Here is a 13345-nt window from a genome sequence, read left to right as displayed (position 1 = left end):
CGCAATTATCGCCATCAAATGGACGAAAAATAAGCGATACTGCTGACGATTCGTAACTGCTCAAAAGTGGGTCGTCTCTCCCCCGACGCGACGAGTGTTCGTCGCTTCAGAGGGGTGGGATGATAGCCGGGTTCTCGCCGAGGAACAGGGTCTGGAGACCCAGTGCCAGCGTGGCGACGACGGCCACGATGACGAGCGTGCGGGCGAGCCAGAGCCACGTCAGGCCGACGCCGTCGCCGAGCCCGCTCCCTTTCATCAGTTCGTCGATGGCGGGTGCGCCGTAGACCCACGCCGCGAAGATGAGGATGCCGAGGACACCGATCGGCAGGAAGAACTTGTAGGCGAGCGTGTCGAACCAGCCGAGCCACGCCGTGTCGAGTGCCGACGGCACGCCGAGGGTGAAGATGATACCACCGAGGAGGGTGGCAACCTGCGGACGCGACACGTCGTAGTTGTCGATGGCCCACGCGACGACGACTTCGAGGAGGCTAATCGCCGACGAGAGCGCCGCGATGAGGACGACAGCGAAGAAGACGACGCCGATGATGCGTCCGGCAGGGAGGTTCCCGAACGCGCCGGCGACGCTGATGAACACCGCACCGGCACCGCTCGTGTTGGGGTCGATACCCTGCGCGAACAGCAGTGGAATGACGACGAGACCGGCGAGGATGCCGACGAAACTGTTCAGGAAGACGATGGTGATACCGTCACCGAACAGGCTCTGGTCGCCGTCGATGTAGGACGCGTAGGTAATCATCGCGCCCATCCCGAGCGACAGCGAGAAGAACGCCTGACCGACAGCGAACGGAACGATGTCGCCGAAGTTGGTGGCGAGTGCGCCGAAGTCGGGCGACAGGAAGTACGCGTAGCCTTCGGACGCGCCGGGGAGCGTGAAGGCGAAGACGGCGAGTGCGCCGAGGATGACCACGATACTCGGGACCATCAGTTTCGTCGCTTTCTCGATGCCGTCTTCGATACCTGCGGCGACGATACCGATGACGAGCGCCATGAAGACGGCGTGGAGGACGAGTGCGTCCATGCCCGCCGAAATCTGGCCGAAGTACTCTGCTGGCGCGCCGAAGTACGCACCCGTCACGCTGCCACCGAGGTATCGAAGGACCCACCCGCCGACGACGCTGTAGTACGAGAGAATCCAGAACCCGGTGAACAGGCCGAGTGCGCCGACGATACGCCAGTTCTTGTAGCCGAGTTTCTCGAAGGCGCTGATGGTGTTGAGGTTACTCTTCCGTCCGATGACGAACTCGGCGAGGATGGTCGGCAGACCGATGCCGAGTGCGGCAATCAGATAGACGATAAGGAAGGACGCGCCACCGAACTGCGCAGTCTTGAACGGGAACTGCCAGATGTTCCCGAGGCCGACTGCACTGCCGACGGCAGCGAGGATGAATCCTGCCCTCGTCGCCCATGTTTCTCGTTCACTCATTTCTATCACCGTGTTGCCGATGTAAGTGTGATAAATGACGCGGTATGCAGTCGCATAACGGAGAAAAAATCGACACAATTCTCTAACCGAATGTATATGATGGGACGTTTGTCCGAATTTCTCCCCTAATTCACCTCTACTTTCTAACGTGTGTCGTGTTCGTGAATCGCTCACGCACCGTGTAATAATCTGCGCGCGCCAGTGTGCAAATATGTGTCGCGGTGGATGGTCCCACGGCGGGTGGTATCACGCCTCGCCGTACACTGGAACGGCGGCCCCACTCGTTGCAGACGACGCGTCCGAACAGAGGAACAGAACCGTCTGTGCGATTGCTTCGGGTGTGACCCACGCGTCGAAGTCGGCGTCGGGCATCATCTCGCGGTTCATCGCCGTGTCGATGACGCTCGGCATCACCGCGTTCGCACGCACGACGCCCGTGTTCTCTTTCGCAATCGTCTCGGTGAGGAGACGCACACCGGCCTTCGACGCGCGATAGATGCCGTCTCCAGTCCCGCCTTCGAGCGACGACCGAGCGGAGACGCTCACGATGGCGCCTTCGGTCTCTTCGAGGTGCGGAATGGCGTGTTTCGACGCGAGGAACATCGTCTTCAGGTTCACGTCGAACAGGAAGTCGAACGTCCCGACGTCGGTCTCGTCGATGGATGTCCCTCCGCGCCACGTGCCGGCGATGTTAGCGAGGTAGTCGATTCGGCCGAAGTCGGAGACGACGGCGTCGACGACGCGGGCGACGTCTGCTTCGTCGGTGAGGTCACCCTCGTAGAACTGGACTCCCTCGGCGTCGAAGAATCCGTCTTCGTCGTCGGGTTCGACGAGGTCTGCAGCGGCGACGTTCGCGCCCGCGTCGTGAAACGCTCGCGCAATCGCCCCACCGAGCGCACCGCTCGCGCCGGTGACGAGTGCGACTGTCCCACCGAAATCGTAGTTCACGTTCACACCCGTGTACTACGTGAGCACGACTCATAATTCGGTCGCGGAGGTGTGGTCGTCGCGCGCGCCGACTCCGAAGACAGCGGCGGCCGGCCTCAGGGCGTGACGAGACAGCGGCGGCCAGCCTCAGGGCGTGACGACGAGTTTGCCGAGGAAGCTATCTTCCATCACGGCGCGGTGGGCCTCGGCCGCGTCGTCGAGGTCGTAGGTGCGCGCCACGTCGATTTCGAACGCTCCCGCGTCTATCATGCCGGCGAGTTCGCGCAGTGGGGCGGCGAGTTCTGGCGTGTTGAACATGCTCATCATCGTAATCTGGAGGTCCTTCCCGCGGGCGGACGACGAGAGGTCGAACCCGACCGCAGGGTCGTTCTCGCCGATACCGACGACGCGGCCACCGGTCGTCGCGACGTCGGCGTCGAACTGGAGATAGTCGTCGAGGCGGTGGTCGAGCGTCAGGTCGACACCGTCGCCCTTCGACGCGTCAGTGACGGCCTCAGCGAGGTCGTCGCGGTTGTAGTCGAGGACCACGTCGGCACCGAGTTCCGACACTCGGTCGTGATAGTCGGGTGCGGCAGTCGCGATGACGTGTGCGCCTGCTGCTGCGGCGAGTTGGACTGCGGCGTGGCCGACGCCGCCGGACCCGCCGTGAATCAGGACCGTCTCACCGAGTTGCATCCCGCCGTGGTCGACGAGCGCGCGCCACGCGGTGACGCCAGCGACGCCTGCACCACCGGCGGCGACGAGGTCGGCATTCTCTGGGAGCACTGCGAGGCGGTCGGTCGGGACTGCGACGAACTCGGCGTAGCCGCCGTAATACTGCTGGTTGCCGATTCCCGTCCCCAGGACGGCGTCACCTTCCTCGAAGTCGGTCACGTTCGGCCCGACCGCTGCGACCGTGCCGGCGACGTCGACGCCGGGAATCATCGGGAGTCCGAGTGGCGGGTACTCTCCGGTTCGGAAGTAGGTATCGACCGGGTTGACGCCCGCCGCGGCGACCTCGACGAGTACCTCGTCGGCCTGCGGTTCGGGTGTGTCGATGTCGTCTACCTGCAGTACGTCGCGTCCACCGTGTTCGTGGAATCTGACAGCGCGCATAGCGGGATGTGGGTCTTCATCACTGATAAATTCGGACACCGCGGCCAGTCACGAAGCAGACCCCGTTTGGGTCAACAGTTACCAGAAAATCGACGCAGAGAGGAACACGACGCCACCGACGGCGACACCCAGCACCAGAAGGACGAGCAAGACTCTCCGCTGTCGCGGCGTGAGTGGCGTCGGATTCAGGGTGCTCTCCAACGAGTACCCCAACGCAGTCCCAGTCGCGACGAAGATGACGAGGAGCGTCGTTATCTCGCGAGTGAGCCACCACCCGACCGCACCGAATAAGAGGCCGAGCGCCATTCCGATGAACCATCCAGTTCCCGCAGGAAGGCGGCGGGCTGTCGTTTGCGTCGCCATACAGAGCGTACGTCGCCTAGAACCTAACGTACGCCGGTAAGCCCCACTCGCTGAGAACGGAATCCCTCGGTACCGTTGGGCTTCGTCGTCACCGTTCGCCCGGACAAGTTGAAAATATTAATTTTCCCACGAGTACTCTCCAGTCGGTGATTTTCGCCGGATAATCGGGCCGAGATGGATGGGATTTAAGCGCGTGCCTTTCCCTCCCACGGATGGTAATGAAGCTTCACGAATATCAAGCGAAGAATATCTTCGCAGAGGCAGGGATTCCGGTCCCAGAGTCCCGTCTCGCGTCGTCTGTAGACGAGGTTATGGACGCGGTGGAGGACATCGGATACCCCGCAGCCATCAAGGCACAGGTTCACGTCGGTGGGCGTGGCAAGGCTGGCGGTATCAAAATCGCGATGGACGAGGACGAGGCCCGACAGGCCGCAGAGGACATCCTCGGGATGGACCTCAAGGGCTACACGGTCGACCGTGTGCTCGTCGAGGCCGGTGTCGACTTCGAGAACGAACTGTACGTCGGTATCACGATGGACCGCGGCGAGGGCAAACCCGTCGCGATGGTCTCGACGGAAGGTGGCGTCAACATCGAGGAAGTCGCAGAGGAGAACCCCGACGCCATCGCACGCGAACACATCGACCCCGCGTTCGGTCTGCACCCGTACCAGGCCCGGAAAATCGTCTTCGACGCCGGCATCCCACGTGACGTGGCGTTCGACGTCGCATCGTTCCTCTCGACGCTCTACGACCTCTACGAGGCCAACGACGCGTCCGACATCGAAATCAACCCCGTCATGATTACGTCCGACCGCGACGTCGTCGCCGCGGACGCCGTCATGAACATCGACGACGACGCGCTCTTCCGCCACGAAGACCTCGCGGCGATGGAAGAAGACTCCTACGAGGACGAACTCGAGGCCAAGGCCGGCGAGTACGGCTTCGACTACGTCCGTCTGTCGGGCAACGTCGGTATCATCGGCAACGGTGCCGGGCTCGTCATGACGACGCTCGACCTCGTCGACTACTTCGGTGGCAAACCAGCCAACTTCCTCGACATCGGTGGCGGTGCGAAGGCGTCCCGTGTCGCGAACGCGCTGGACATGGTCTTCTCCGACGAGAACGTCGACTCCGTCGTGTTCAACATCTTCGGTGGCATCACCCGCGGTGACGAGGTTGCCAAAGGTATCAACGAGGCACTGGAGCAGTTCGACGAGATTCCGAAACCCGTCGTCGTCCGCCTCGCAGGCACGAACGCCGAAGAAGGGATGGAGATTCTGAACACGGACCTCGTACAGGTCGAAGGGACGCTGGAGGATGCGGTCCAGCGTGCCGTCGAGAACGCACAGGAGGTGTCCCAATGAGTATTTTCGTCGACGACGACACGCGCGTAGTTGTACAGGGTATCACCGGTGGGGAAGGTCGCTTCCACACCCAGCAGATGATGGAGTACGGAACGAACGTCGTTGCCGGTGCGGTCCCCGGCAAGGGCGGTCAGGAAGTCGAAGGCGTCCCCGTCTACGACACCGTCTCCGAGGCCGTCGAAGAGGAAGACGCCAACGCGTCTGTCGTCTTCGTTCCACCGGCGTTCGCTGGTGACGCTATCTTCGAGGCACTCGACACGGACTTAGACCTCGTCGTCGCCATCACCGAAGGTGTCCCGACGCAGGACATGGCCAAGGTGAACAAGCGACTCTCCGAAGTCGACACCCGTCTCATCGGCCCCAACTGTCCGGGCATCATCACGCCCGGCGAGGCCAAACTCGGTATCCTCCCCGGCAACATCTTCGAGGAGGGGAACGTCGGCCTCGTCTCGCGTTCCGGCACGCTCACCTACCAGGTCGTCTCGAACCTGACCGAGCGCGGTATCGGCCAGACTACCGCAATCGGCATCGGTGGCGACCCAATCATCGGCACGTCGTTCGTCGACGCCCTCGAAGCGTTCGAGAACGACCCCGACACGCACGCCGTCGTCATGTGCGGTGAGATCGGTGGCGAAGACGAAGAACAGGCCGCGCAGTTCATCGCAGAGAACATGGACACGCCCGTCGCTGGCTTCATCGCTGGCCGTACGGCACCGCCGGGCAAGCGCATGGGCCACGCCGGCGCTATCGTCTCCGGGTCCGGAACGGGCACCGCAGAGTCCAAGATCAACGCCCTCAACGACGCGGGCGTCCCCGTCGGTGACACCCCGAACGAAGTCGCCGACCACATCGAAGACTTCCTCTAAAGAGCCCACCGCTCTTTCGATTTTTACTGCGACACGCCTACCCAGAGGGTTCACCGCCGCTGTTCACTCAAATAACATATCAAAAGGCTTACCACCATACTGCGTCGAATTTATACATGCCCGAAACGTTCGTCAGAAAACAGCGTATCACGCCGGGGAAGACCGACGCCCTCCGCGAGTTGGTCGGCGAGTTGCGCACTGAAGCCCGAGAGTACCGAGACGGTGTCCTCGATATCTGGAACGACGAGTCGCTCCACACGCTCTCACTGTTCATCGAACACGGCGACGAGTACGACTATCTGGTGTGGTACGTCGAAGCCGACGACTTCGAACAACTAGTCGAAGTGCGGGCGAACTCGACTCACAGACTCCACGAACTCGAAGACGCGATGATGGAGCTGATGCTCGAAGACCCGGAAGAGTTGGGGTCGTTCGAACCGCTGTTTCACGGTGTCAATCCCAACCGACCGGCCGAGTTCATCGTCCAGTAACAGTTCGAGTGTCACTCTGTGACTGCGGTCACCAACTCGACCGCGTTCCACACAACCCACACCGGCGACTTCCGACCGTATTCGGCGCACCACACTCACTGCAGACGGTCATCCGTCGGTGTGACTTCTCCTGTGCGGTTCGGAGGAACGTCGTCGGGTCGACCGTCGTTCCCGTCTCGTGAGTACGCTCGTCGAGTCTGTCGAGGACTCGTTCGACGAGGGCGTCTTCGCGCATCCTGTCGAGGAGACGCACGAATCCGACGAACAACAGCGAAGGGGCGACGATGCAAAAGCCCGCCACGAGGAGTCGGAGACCAACATCCATGTGGTACGCTAGCGCTCCAAGACTGTATCGTTGCCGTCGCCACTCGCTCGGAATCTCACGGGGAGTTGAACGTGAATTATCGACATCGATATTTAGACAGACGGATTTATGCGAGATATTCTGATTACTCGAACTAATGGCTGAGTCTATCGATACGGGAGGTAAACGTCGCCGCTTCGACGCGATTCTACCGAATCGACCTCGACGTATCGACACCGAAAGTTCGCTGGTCTCTTCGTTCTTCACGCCCCTCACAAATTCTAAATATCAAATTCTACCATTCAAAGTGGGTGGGAACACCCTCGTCGAACGAGGTCGCAGACGAGTGTCGTACTCGGGGACGTTCGGACGGATACGCGTTGTCGACTGACCATGCGCGTCGACGAAATCATGACCGAAGACGTGGCGACGGTCGGTGTGAAATCGAGCGTGGCCGCGTGCGCGAGAGTGATGCTCCGAAAGGGCGCGGGGAGTGTCGTCGTGACCAGCGACCGTCGCCCAGTCGGCATCGTCACGGAGTCCGATATCCTCCGCGCCGGTGTGTCGAGCGACACCCCGTTCTCGTCGATTCCGACACGTGCGATTATGTCACACCCGATCAAGTGGGTTCGCCCGGACTCGACGACTCGAATGGCCGCCCAGAAGATGCGCGACGGACGTGTGAAGAAACTCGTCGTCGTCGATGGCGCGGACATGGTCGGAATCGTGACGGCCACCGACATCGCGTTCCACGTCTCCGACGTCGCTCGGGGCGTCGGTGAGATGATGGAACTCAAGAGCAAGTGGGAGTCTGACCGCCGGTTCAGATAGTCTCAAACCCCTGAATTCGATAGAGGGAGTCTCGCACGGCGAAGAGTTGATAGTACTCTCCCCCATCTAGCCGGTACCTGTGCGCGAGAGAGTAGCGTCGATTCGGACCCGAGTGTGGTCGGGAATCGAACGAGCCTTCGCAGCGGAACACACGCCCCACGAGATTGCCCTGAGTTTCGCCTTCGGTGTGTTCGTCGTGGCGATGCCCACCGCTGGGACTGCACTCGCGCTGTTCGCGCTCGTCGCCTACTTCGTCGAGAGAGCGAGCAAACTCGCGCTCGTCTCGACCATCGTCATCTTCAACCCACCCGTCAAGTGGGGCGTCTACGGGGCCAGTTTCTGGCTTGGGTCGTACATCCTCGGCCCAGTTCCCGGTGTCTCCGTCTCCGACGTCTCACTCGACTCCGGATTCGACATCCTCTTTCGGCAACTGCTCGGGAACACGATTCTCGCCGTCGTCATGGCCGTCGTCGGGTACGTCGTCGTGCTGCAACTGACGCGGATGTACAAATATCGGGAGTTTTCGGCGTCTGAGTTGGTGCCGGCGGACGATTAGTGTCGGTGGAACGCGAGCAGGTATTCGGGTCCGAACTGCAGTAACCACCACAAAAGGTTTGACAAGAAGTTATAATTTTGAAATTGGTCTCGCATGAATAATTCCGCACCCGTGGTGCTAACGGTCCTCCTGGTAATTCTCGCGGGGTGTTCGGGAATTGGGAATCCTGACACGACGGCATCCGAAACGACGCCCATCACCACGACGACCACGCAATCACCGACCACCTCGACACCCGAAACGACGGCGCAACCCACTGACCGGACAGCCGAGACCCGACTTTCACTCCACCCAGAAACCGGGTTTACAGGACGTATCACTGTCGCGGTAGACGGTGAGGAGGTCTTCGACGAGACGTCCTCCGACTACGATGGCAGCGCTGACCTCGACCTGACCAATCGGTTCCAGCCAACCCGCCAGACCGTCACTATCGCGGTGAACGGGACGGTGCAATGGGAACGTCATATCGGCACCACCGAGTCGTTCGAACTCACCATCCTCGAAAACGGCACTGTCGACGTCCGCTCACACACTATCCGATAGCGAACTCCACGGAATACCCATCGACTACCGAATACGCTCCTGCAGTGCGGCTTGGAAAAGTCGCCACTTCGACTGAGGAACTCGTTCGGGTCGGAGATTTGAACCTCACTCGCAACGCTTCGCGTTGCTCGCTGGTTCAAATCTGCCGTCACCACGACACACGACGCCGACGCGAGAGACACGGAGGTCTCTCGCGGTCGTGGCGTCGAAGAGAAGTGGGTTGGGGCAGATTTGAACTGCCGGCCTCCTCCATGTCAAGGAGGTGTCATAACCAGACTAGACCACCAACCCGGAGTTGCGAACATCGACCGAACTCCGAGAGCGTGGGAAGTGTAGTGGGTTGGGGCAGATTTGAACTGCCGGCCTCCTCCATGTCAAGGAGGTGTCATAACCAGACTAGACCACCAACCCGGTTACGGTGCTTCCCACGCCCGTTCGGACGCATCTCTCCGTTATCCGGGGTTACAATTTAAGCTTTCGAATCGGACCACGTGCGGCGATTCCTCCCGTGGTACACCTCTGCGGCGTACGCAGGCGATTCGAGGACACGAAGAGGTGATTCGGTTGTGGCGAGTTTCGCCAGCCCGACATCCTTAAGTCGATGTACGAATTTGTACATTGTAACCCGAACACGTACACTGGTGATTACCAATGCAAGATTATATCGAACGCGTCACGGCTGGTTCTGATCTGACTGTCGAGGAGGCGCGGGACGCCGCGCGTGCGGTCTTCGAAGATGCGACCGAAGCACAAATCGGCGCACTGCTGACCGGTCTCCGGGCGAAAGGCGAGACGGAAGCCGAAATCGCCGGGTTCGCGCAGGGCATGCGCGACGCGGCGCTCACCATCGAACCCTCCCGCGACCCACTCGTCGACACCTGTGGAACCGGTGGCGACGACTACGACACTATCAACGTCTCCACCACGAGCGCACTCGTCGCCGCCGGTGCGGGCGCGGCAGTCGCCAAGCACGGCAACTACTCCGTCTCTTCGTCTTCTGGGAGTGCCGACGTGCTCGAAGTCGCCGGCGTCGACGTCGAGGCCGACCCCGAATCTGTCGAACGATGTATCGACGACAACGGCGTGGGCTTCATGCTCGCCCCCGTGTTCCACCCCGCGATGAAGGCCGTCATCGGCCCACGGAAGGAACTCGGCATGCGCACCATCTTCAACGTCCTCGGCCCGCTGACGAACCCCGCCGGGGCCGACGCACAGGTACTCGGCGTCTACGACCCCGACCTCGTGCCGATTGTCGCCCGCGCACTCGCACACATGCCCGTCGAACGCGCCCTCGTCGTCCACGGCGCTGGCATGGACGAAATCGCCCTCCACGACGCGACCACCGTCGCAGAAGTCGACGGCGACGATATCGTCGAGTACACGCTCACGCCCGCAGACCTCGGCCTCGAACGAGCACCAATCAGTGCCGTCGCCGGCGGGTCACCACAGGAGAACGCCCGTGACCTCGAAGGTATCCTGACGGGAGACGTCACCGGCCCGAAACGCGACCTTATCCTCGCCAACGCTGGGGCCGCCATCTACGTCGCCGACCTCGCAGACTCGCTGGAGGACGGCGTCGAGGTCGCTCGCGACGCTATCGACTCCGGGTCCGCGAAAGCCAAACTCGACGCGCTCCGGGAGGCGTGAGATGGTCCGTGTGAAAGTCTGTGGCGTCACCCGTGAGACCGACCTTCGCGTCGTCGCCGCCGCTGGTGCGGACGCGGTGGGTGCTATCTGTGAGGTGCCCGTCGAGACACCTCGTGAAGTCTCGCGCGAACGCGCCCGCGAACTCTTCGCTGCTGCCCCGCCGTTCCTCACGACGACACTCGTGACGATGCCCGAGTCGGTCGAACACGCCCGCGAACTCGCACGCGAAGTCAGACCCGACGTCCTCCAACTCCACGCCGACTTCTCGGCCGAGGAACTCGCGTCACTCCGCGACGAGGGTGTGCGTGTCGTCCCTGTCGTCGAAGCAACTGACGTGGCACGTGCGCGCGCTGTCGCCCCCGTCGTAGACGGCATCCTCGTCGACACGCCCTCCGACTCAGGTGCCGGCGGAACCGGTCAGACGCACGACTGGGACGCCTCACGTGCACTCGCCGACGAAGTAGACGTCCCCGTGATTCTCGCTGGTGGATTGACCCCCGACAACGTCGCAGTGGCGATTCGAGCGGTCGGTCCGGACAGCGTCGACGTCGCCAGCGGTGTCGAGAAAGAAGGCGGAATCAAAGACCACGACGCAGTGCGTGCGTTCGTCACCGAAGCACAGAACGCACAGGACCACGAGAATCACGAGGAGGTGCCCGCGTGACGCGACCCGAGACCGACCGCGACGCGTTCGTCTCCGCCGTCGCCGACTACGACGAACCCGTCGTGACACATCTCGTCACCGACCTCGACGTGGACATCGACCCGCTCGCGGCCTACACCGCACTCGCAGACCAGAGTGAGTACGGCTTCCTCCTCGAGAGCGCCGAGAAAGTCTCGTCGAGTAACCCACAGGGTGCGTTCTCGTCGCCGGCGACGACCGCCGATTCACACGCGCGCTTCTCGTTCGTCGGCTACGACCCCGAAGCGGTCGTCACAGTCGGCCCAGATGGGGTGGACGTGACCGACCTCGGCGGGCCTGCAGCGGCGTTCGTCAGCGAAACCGACGGCGACGTACTCGATTCGCTCCGTGGTGCGCTCCCGGACCTCCCACGAGTCAACTTCCCCGAGATGGACCGCCAGACGCTCACCGGCGGACTCGTCGGGTTCTTGGCGTACGAGGCCGTCTACGACCTCTGGTTGGACGAAGTCGGCCACGACCGACCCGAGACGGACGACCCCGACGCCGAGTTCGTCCTGACGACGAAGACGCTCGCGTTCGACCACCGCGAAGACACGGTGCGACTCGTCTGTACGCCGGTCGTCACGCCCGACGACGACCCCGGAGCAGTCTACGACGCCGTCGTCGCCGAGGTCGAAGCAGTCAGTGAGCGCCTCGCAACTGCTGACGACCCCACGCCCGGTGGGTTCGAACGAACCGGAGCAACGGCCGGTTCGCGAACGTCCTACGAGGCCGCCGTCCGGAAGACGAAAGAACACGTCCGCGACGGCGACATCTATCAGGGCGTCATCTCGCGCACCCGAAAACTCCGCGGGAAAATCGACCCAGTCGGGCTGTACGCCTCGCTCCGCGAGGTCAACCCATCACCGTACATGTATCTGCTTCGCCACGGTGACCGCCGCGTCGTCGGCGCGAGTCCGGAGACGCTCGTCTCGGTTCGTGGTGACCGTGTCGTCGTCAATCCCATCGCGGGGACGTGCCCCCGTGGGTCCGGCCCGGTCGAAGACCGCAGACTCGCGGGCGAACTCCTTGCAGACGGGAAAGAACGTGCCGAACACACGATGCTCGTGGACCTCGGACGCAACGACGTTCGTCGCGTCTCTGTCCCCGGAAGCGTCCGCGTCGAAGAGTTCATGAGCGTCATCAAGTACAGTCACGTCCAGCACATCGAGTCCACCGTCTCGGGGACGCTCGACACCGAGTTCGATAGCTTCGACGCCACACGTGCGACGTTCCCCGCCGGAACTCTGACCGGCGCGCCGAAGGTCCGTGCGATGGAGATTATCGACGACCTCGAAGACGAACCACGCGGCGTCTACGGCGGCGGTGTCGGTTACTACTCGTGGACTGGCGACGCCGACATGGCAATCGTCATCCGGACGGCGACGGTCGAAACCGACGGACACGAAGACGTCGTCACCGTCCGCGCGGGCGCAGGTATCGTCGCAGACTCCGACCCAGCCTCGGAGTACGACGAGACCGAACAGAAGATGGGTGGCGTCCTCGACGCGCTCCAGAAAATCGAGTACGAACCCGTGGACGCTGGCGCCGGACAGACGGAGGGACCGCGATGACGCGCGTCGTCGTCGTGGACAACTTCGACTCGTTCACGTACAACCTCGTCGAGTACTTCTCCGAGCAGACGGTCGACGGCGAACCGCTCGACATCGTCGTTCGGAAGAACACCGCCTCACTCGACGAGATTCGGGACCTCGACCCCGACGCACTCGTCATCTCGCCGGGACCGGGCCATCCGAAAAACGAGCGCGACGTCGGCGTGACCACTGCCGTTCTCACAGAGCTCTCGACGGAGATTCCGACGCTCGGTGTCTGTCTCGGACTCGAAGCAGCCGTTTACGCCTACGGCGGAACGATTGGGCACGCACCCGAGCCAATACACGGCAAGGCGTTCCCCGTCGACCACGACGGCACTGGCGTGTTCACCGGGCTCGAAGACGGGTTCCCCGCCGGCCGATATCACTCGCTCGTCGCGACCGAGGTTCCTGACTGCTTTTCGGTGACGGCGACGACAGACCACGACGGAGCGTCACTCGTGATGGGTGTGCGGCACGACGAGTATCCCATCGAGTGCGTACAGTTCCACCCAGAGAGCGTCCTCACGGGGTCGGGACACGGTGTCGTCAGAAACTTCCTCTCGGCAGTCGCCGGGTTCGACGTCGCGTAAGAAGTCGCCAGCGGACTGTCGGCCGA

At 62.3% G+C, this 13345-nt stretch carries 15 protein-coding genes and 2 tRNA genes; 10 read left to right on the top strand and 7 right to left on the bottom strand.

Translation table 11 applies throughout. The features are described 5' to 3' along the window. Window positions 1–106 precede the first annotated feature (106 nt). The 4 genes from GJR99_RS13525 to GJR99_RS13510 all read right to left on the bottom strand — a co-directional run bounded on the left by GJR99_RS13525 (window position 107) and on the right by GJR99_RS13510 (window position 3850). Entirely contained in the window at window positions 107–1444 is a 1338-nt protein-coding gene (locus GJR99_RS13525) for a sodium-dependent transporter (RefSeq protein WP_151113021.1), read from the bottom strand. Between the two features lie 246 nt (window positions 1445–1690). After that, complete coding sequence (locus tag GJR99_RS13520) at window positions 1691–2398, bottom strand: SDR family oxidoreductase (protein WP_151113019.1); 708 nt, start codon at window positions 2396–2398, stop codon at window positions 1691–1693. Between the two features lie 120 nt (window positions 2399–2518). Further along, the gene (locus tag GJR99_RS13515; protein WP_151113017.1) at window positions 2519–3487 is read right to left on the bottom strand and encodes an NADPH:quinone reductase; all 969 of its coding nucleotides are present in this window, start codon (window positions 3485–3487) and stop codon (window positions 2519–2521) included. Between the two features lie 78 nt (window positions 3488–3565). Next, window positions 3566–3850 (bottom strand): hypothetical protein, encoded by a 285-nt coding sequence (locus GJR99_RS13510; protein ID WP_151113015.1) that lies wholly within the window; start codon window positions 3848–3850, stop codon window positions 3566–3568. A gap of 218 nt (window positions 3851–4068) precedes the next feature. Here GJR99_RS13510 and sucC point away from each other — a divergent pair, with 218 nt between their 5' ends. From sucC to GJR99_RS13495, 3 genes are all read left to right on the top strand, one after another. Beyond that, complete coding sequence (gene sucC, locus GJR99_RS13505) at window positions 4069–5214, top strand: ADP-forming succinate--CoA ligase subunit beta (protein WP_151113013.1); 1146 nt, start codon at window positions 4069–4071, stop codon at window positions 5212–5214. After that, window positions 5211–6080: a succinate--CoA ligase subunit alpha gene (sucD, locus tag GJR99_RS13500; protein ID WP_151113011.1), complete on the top strand. Its 870-nt coding sequence runs from the start codon at window positions 5211–5213 to the stop codon at window positions 6078–6080. The genes sucC and sucD overlap by 4 nt, the downstream gene beginning before the upstream one ends. A 116-nt stretch (window positions 6081–6196) precedes the next feature. Next, the gene (locus GJR99_RS13495; protein WP_151113009.1) at window positions 6197–6571 is read left to right on the top strand and encodes a DUF6176 family protein; all 375 of its coding nucleotides are present in this window, start codon (window positions 6197–6199) and stop codon (window positions 6569–6571) included. 28 nt (window positions 6572–6599) lie between these two features. On the opposite strand, the gene GJR99_RS13490 is transcribed toward GJR99_RS13495, so the two are convergent. Next, entirely contained in the window at window positions 6600–6896 is a 297-nt protein-coding gene (locus GJR99_RS13490; protein ID WP_151113007.1) for a zinc ribbon domain-containing protein, read from the bottom strand. Between the two features lie 372 nt (window positions 6897–7268). Here GJR99_RS13490 and GJR99_RS13485 point away from each other — a divergent pair, with 372 nt between their 5' ends. From GJR99_RS13485 to GJR99_RS13475, 3 genes are all read left to right on the top strand, one after another. Further along, complete coding sequence (locus tag GJR99_RS13485) at window positions 7269–7706, top strand: CBS domain-containing protein (RefSeq protein ID WP_151113005.1); 438 nt, start codon at window positions 7269–7271, stop codon at window positions 7704–7706. Window positions 7707–7785: 79 nt separating this feature from the next. Next, window positions 7786–8262, top strand: a complete 477-nt coding sequence (locus GJR99_RS13480; protein WP_151113003.1) for a DUF2062 domain-containing protein — start codon at window positions 7786–7788, stop codon at window positions 8260–8262. A 93-nt stretch (window positions 8263–8355) separates the two neighbouring features. Further along, window positions 8356–8805: a hypothetical protein gene (locus GJR99_RS13475; RefSeq protein WP_154326000.1), complete on the top strand. Its 450-nt coding sequence runs from the start codon at window positions 8356–8358 to the stop codon at window positions 8803–8805. Window positions 8806–9021: 216 nt separating this feature from the next. Here the strand turns inward: GJR99_RS13475 and GJR99_RS13470 are convergent. Both GJR99_RS13470 and GJR99_RS13465 read right to left on the bottom strand, forming a co-directional pair. After that, window positions 9022–9096 (bottom strand) — tRNA-Val (locus GJR99_RS13470). 45 nt (window positions 9097–9141) lie between these two features. Further along, window positions 9142–9216: transfer RNA gene (locus tag GJR99_RS13465), tRNA-Val, on the bottom strand. A 240-nt stretch (window positions 9217–9456) separates the two neighbouring features. On the opposite strand from GJR99_RS13465, the gene trpD reads away from it, so the two are divergent. The 4 genes from trpD to trpG are packed head-to-tail and all read left to right on the top strand — an operon-like array spanning window position 9457 to window position 13319. Beyond that, window positions 9457–10452 carry an anthranilate phosphoribosyltransferase gene (gene trpD, locus GJR99_RS13460; RefSeq protein WP_151113001.1) on the top strand — a complete coding sequence of 332 codons (996 nt, stop codon included), beginning with the start codon at window positions 9457–9459 and terminating at the stop codon, window positions 10450–10452. Window position 10453: 1 nt separating this feature from the next. Next, window positions 10454–11116: a phosphoribosylanthranilate isomerase gene (locus GJR99_RS13455; protein ID WP_151112999.1), complete on the top strand. Its 663-nt coding sequence runs from the start codon at window positions 10454–10456 to the stop codon at window positions 11114–11116. After that, entirely contained in the window at window positions 11113–12708 is a 1596-nt protein-coding gene (gene trpE / locus GJR99_RS13450) for an anthranilate synthase component I (RefSeq protein ID WP_151112997.1), read from the top strand. The genes GJR99_RS13455 and trpE overlap by 4 nt, the downstream gene beginning before the upstream one ends. Continuing rightward, complete coding sequence (gene trpG, locus GJR99_RS13445; RefSeq protein ID WP_151112995.1) at window positions 12705–13319, top strand: anthranilate synthase component II; 615 nt, start codon at window positions 12705–12707, stop codon at window positions 13317–13319. The genes trpE and trpG overlap by 4 nt, the downstream gene beginning before the upstream one ends. Window positions 13320–13345: the final 26 nt, after the last annotated feature.

The sequence above is a fragment of the Haloferax marinum genome (assembly GCF_009674625.1).
Lineage (GTDB): Archaea > Halobacteriota > Halobacteria > Halobacteriales > Haloferacaceae > Haloferax > Haloferax marinum.
The sequence above is the reverse complement of the archived record's forward strand: the minus strand, read 5'-3'. Positions and strand labels throughout refer to the sequence as shown.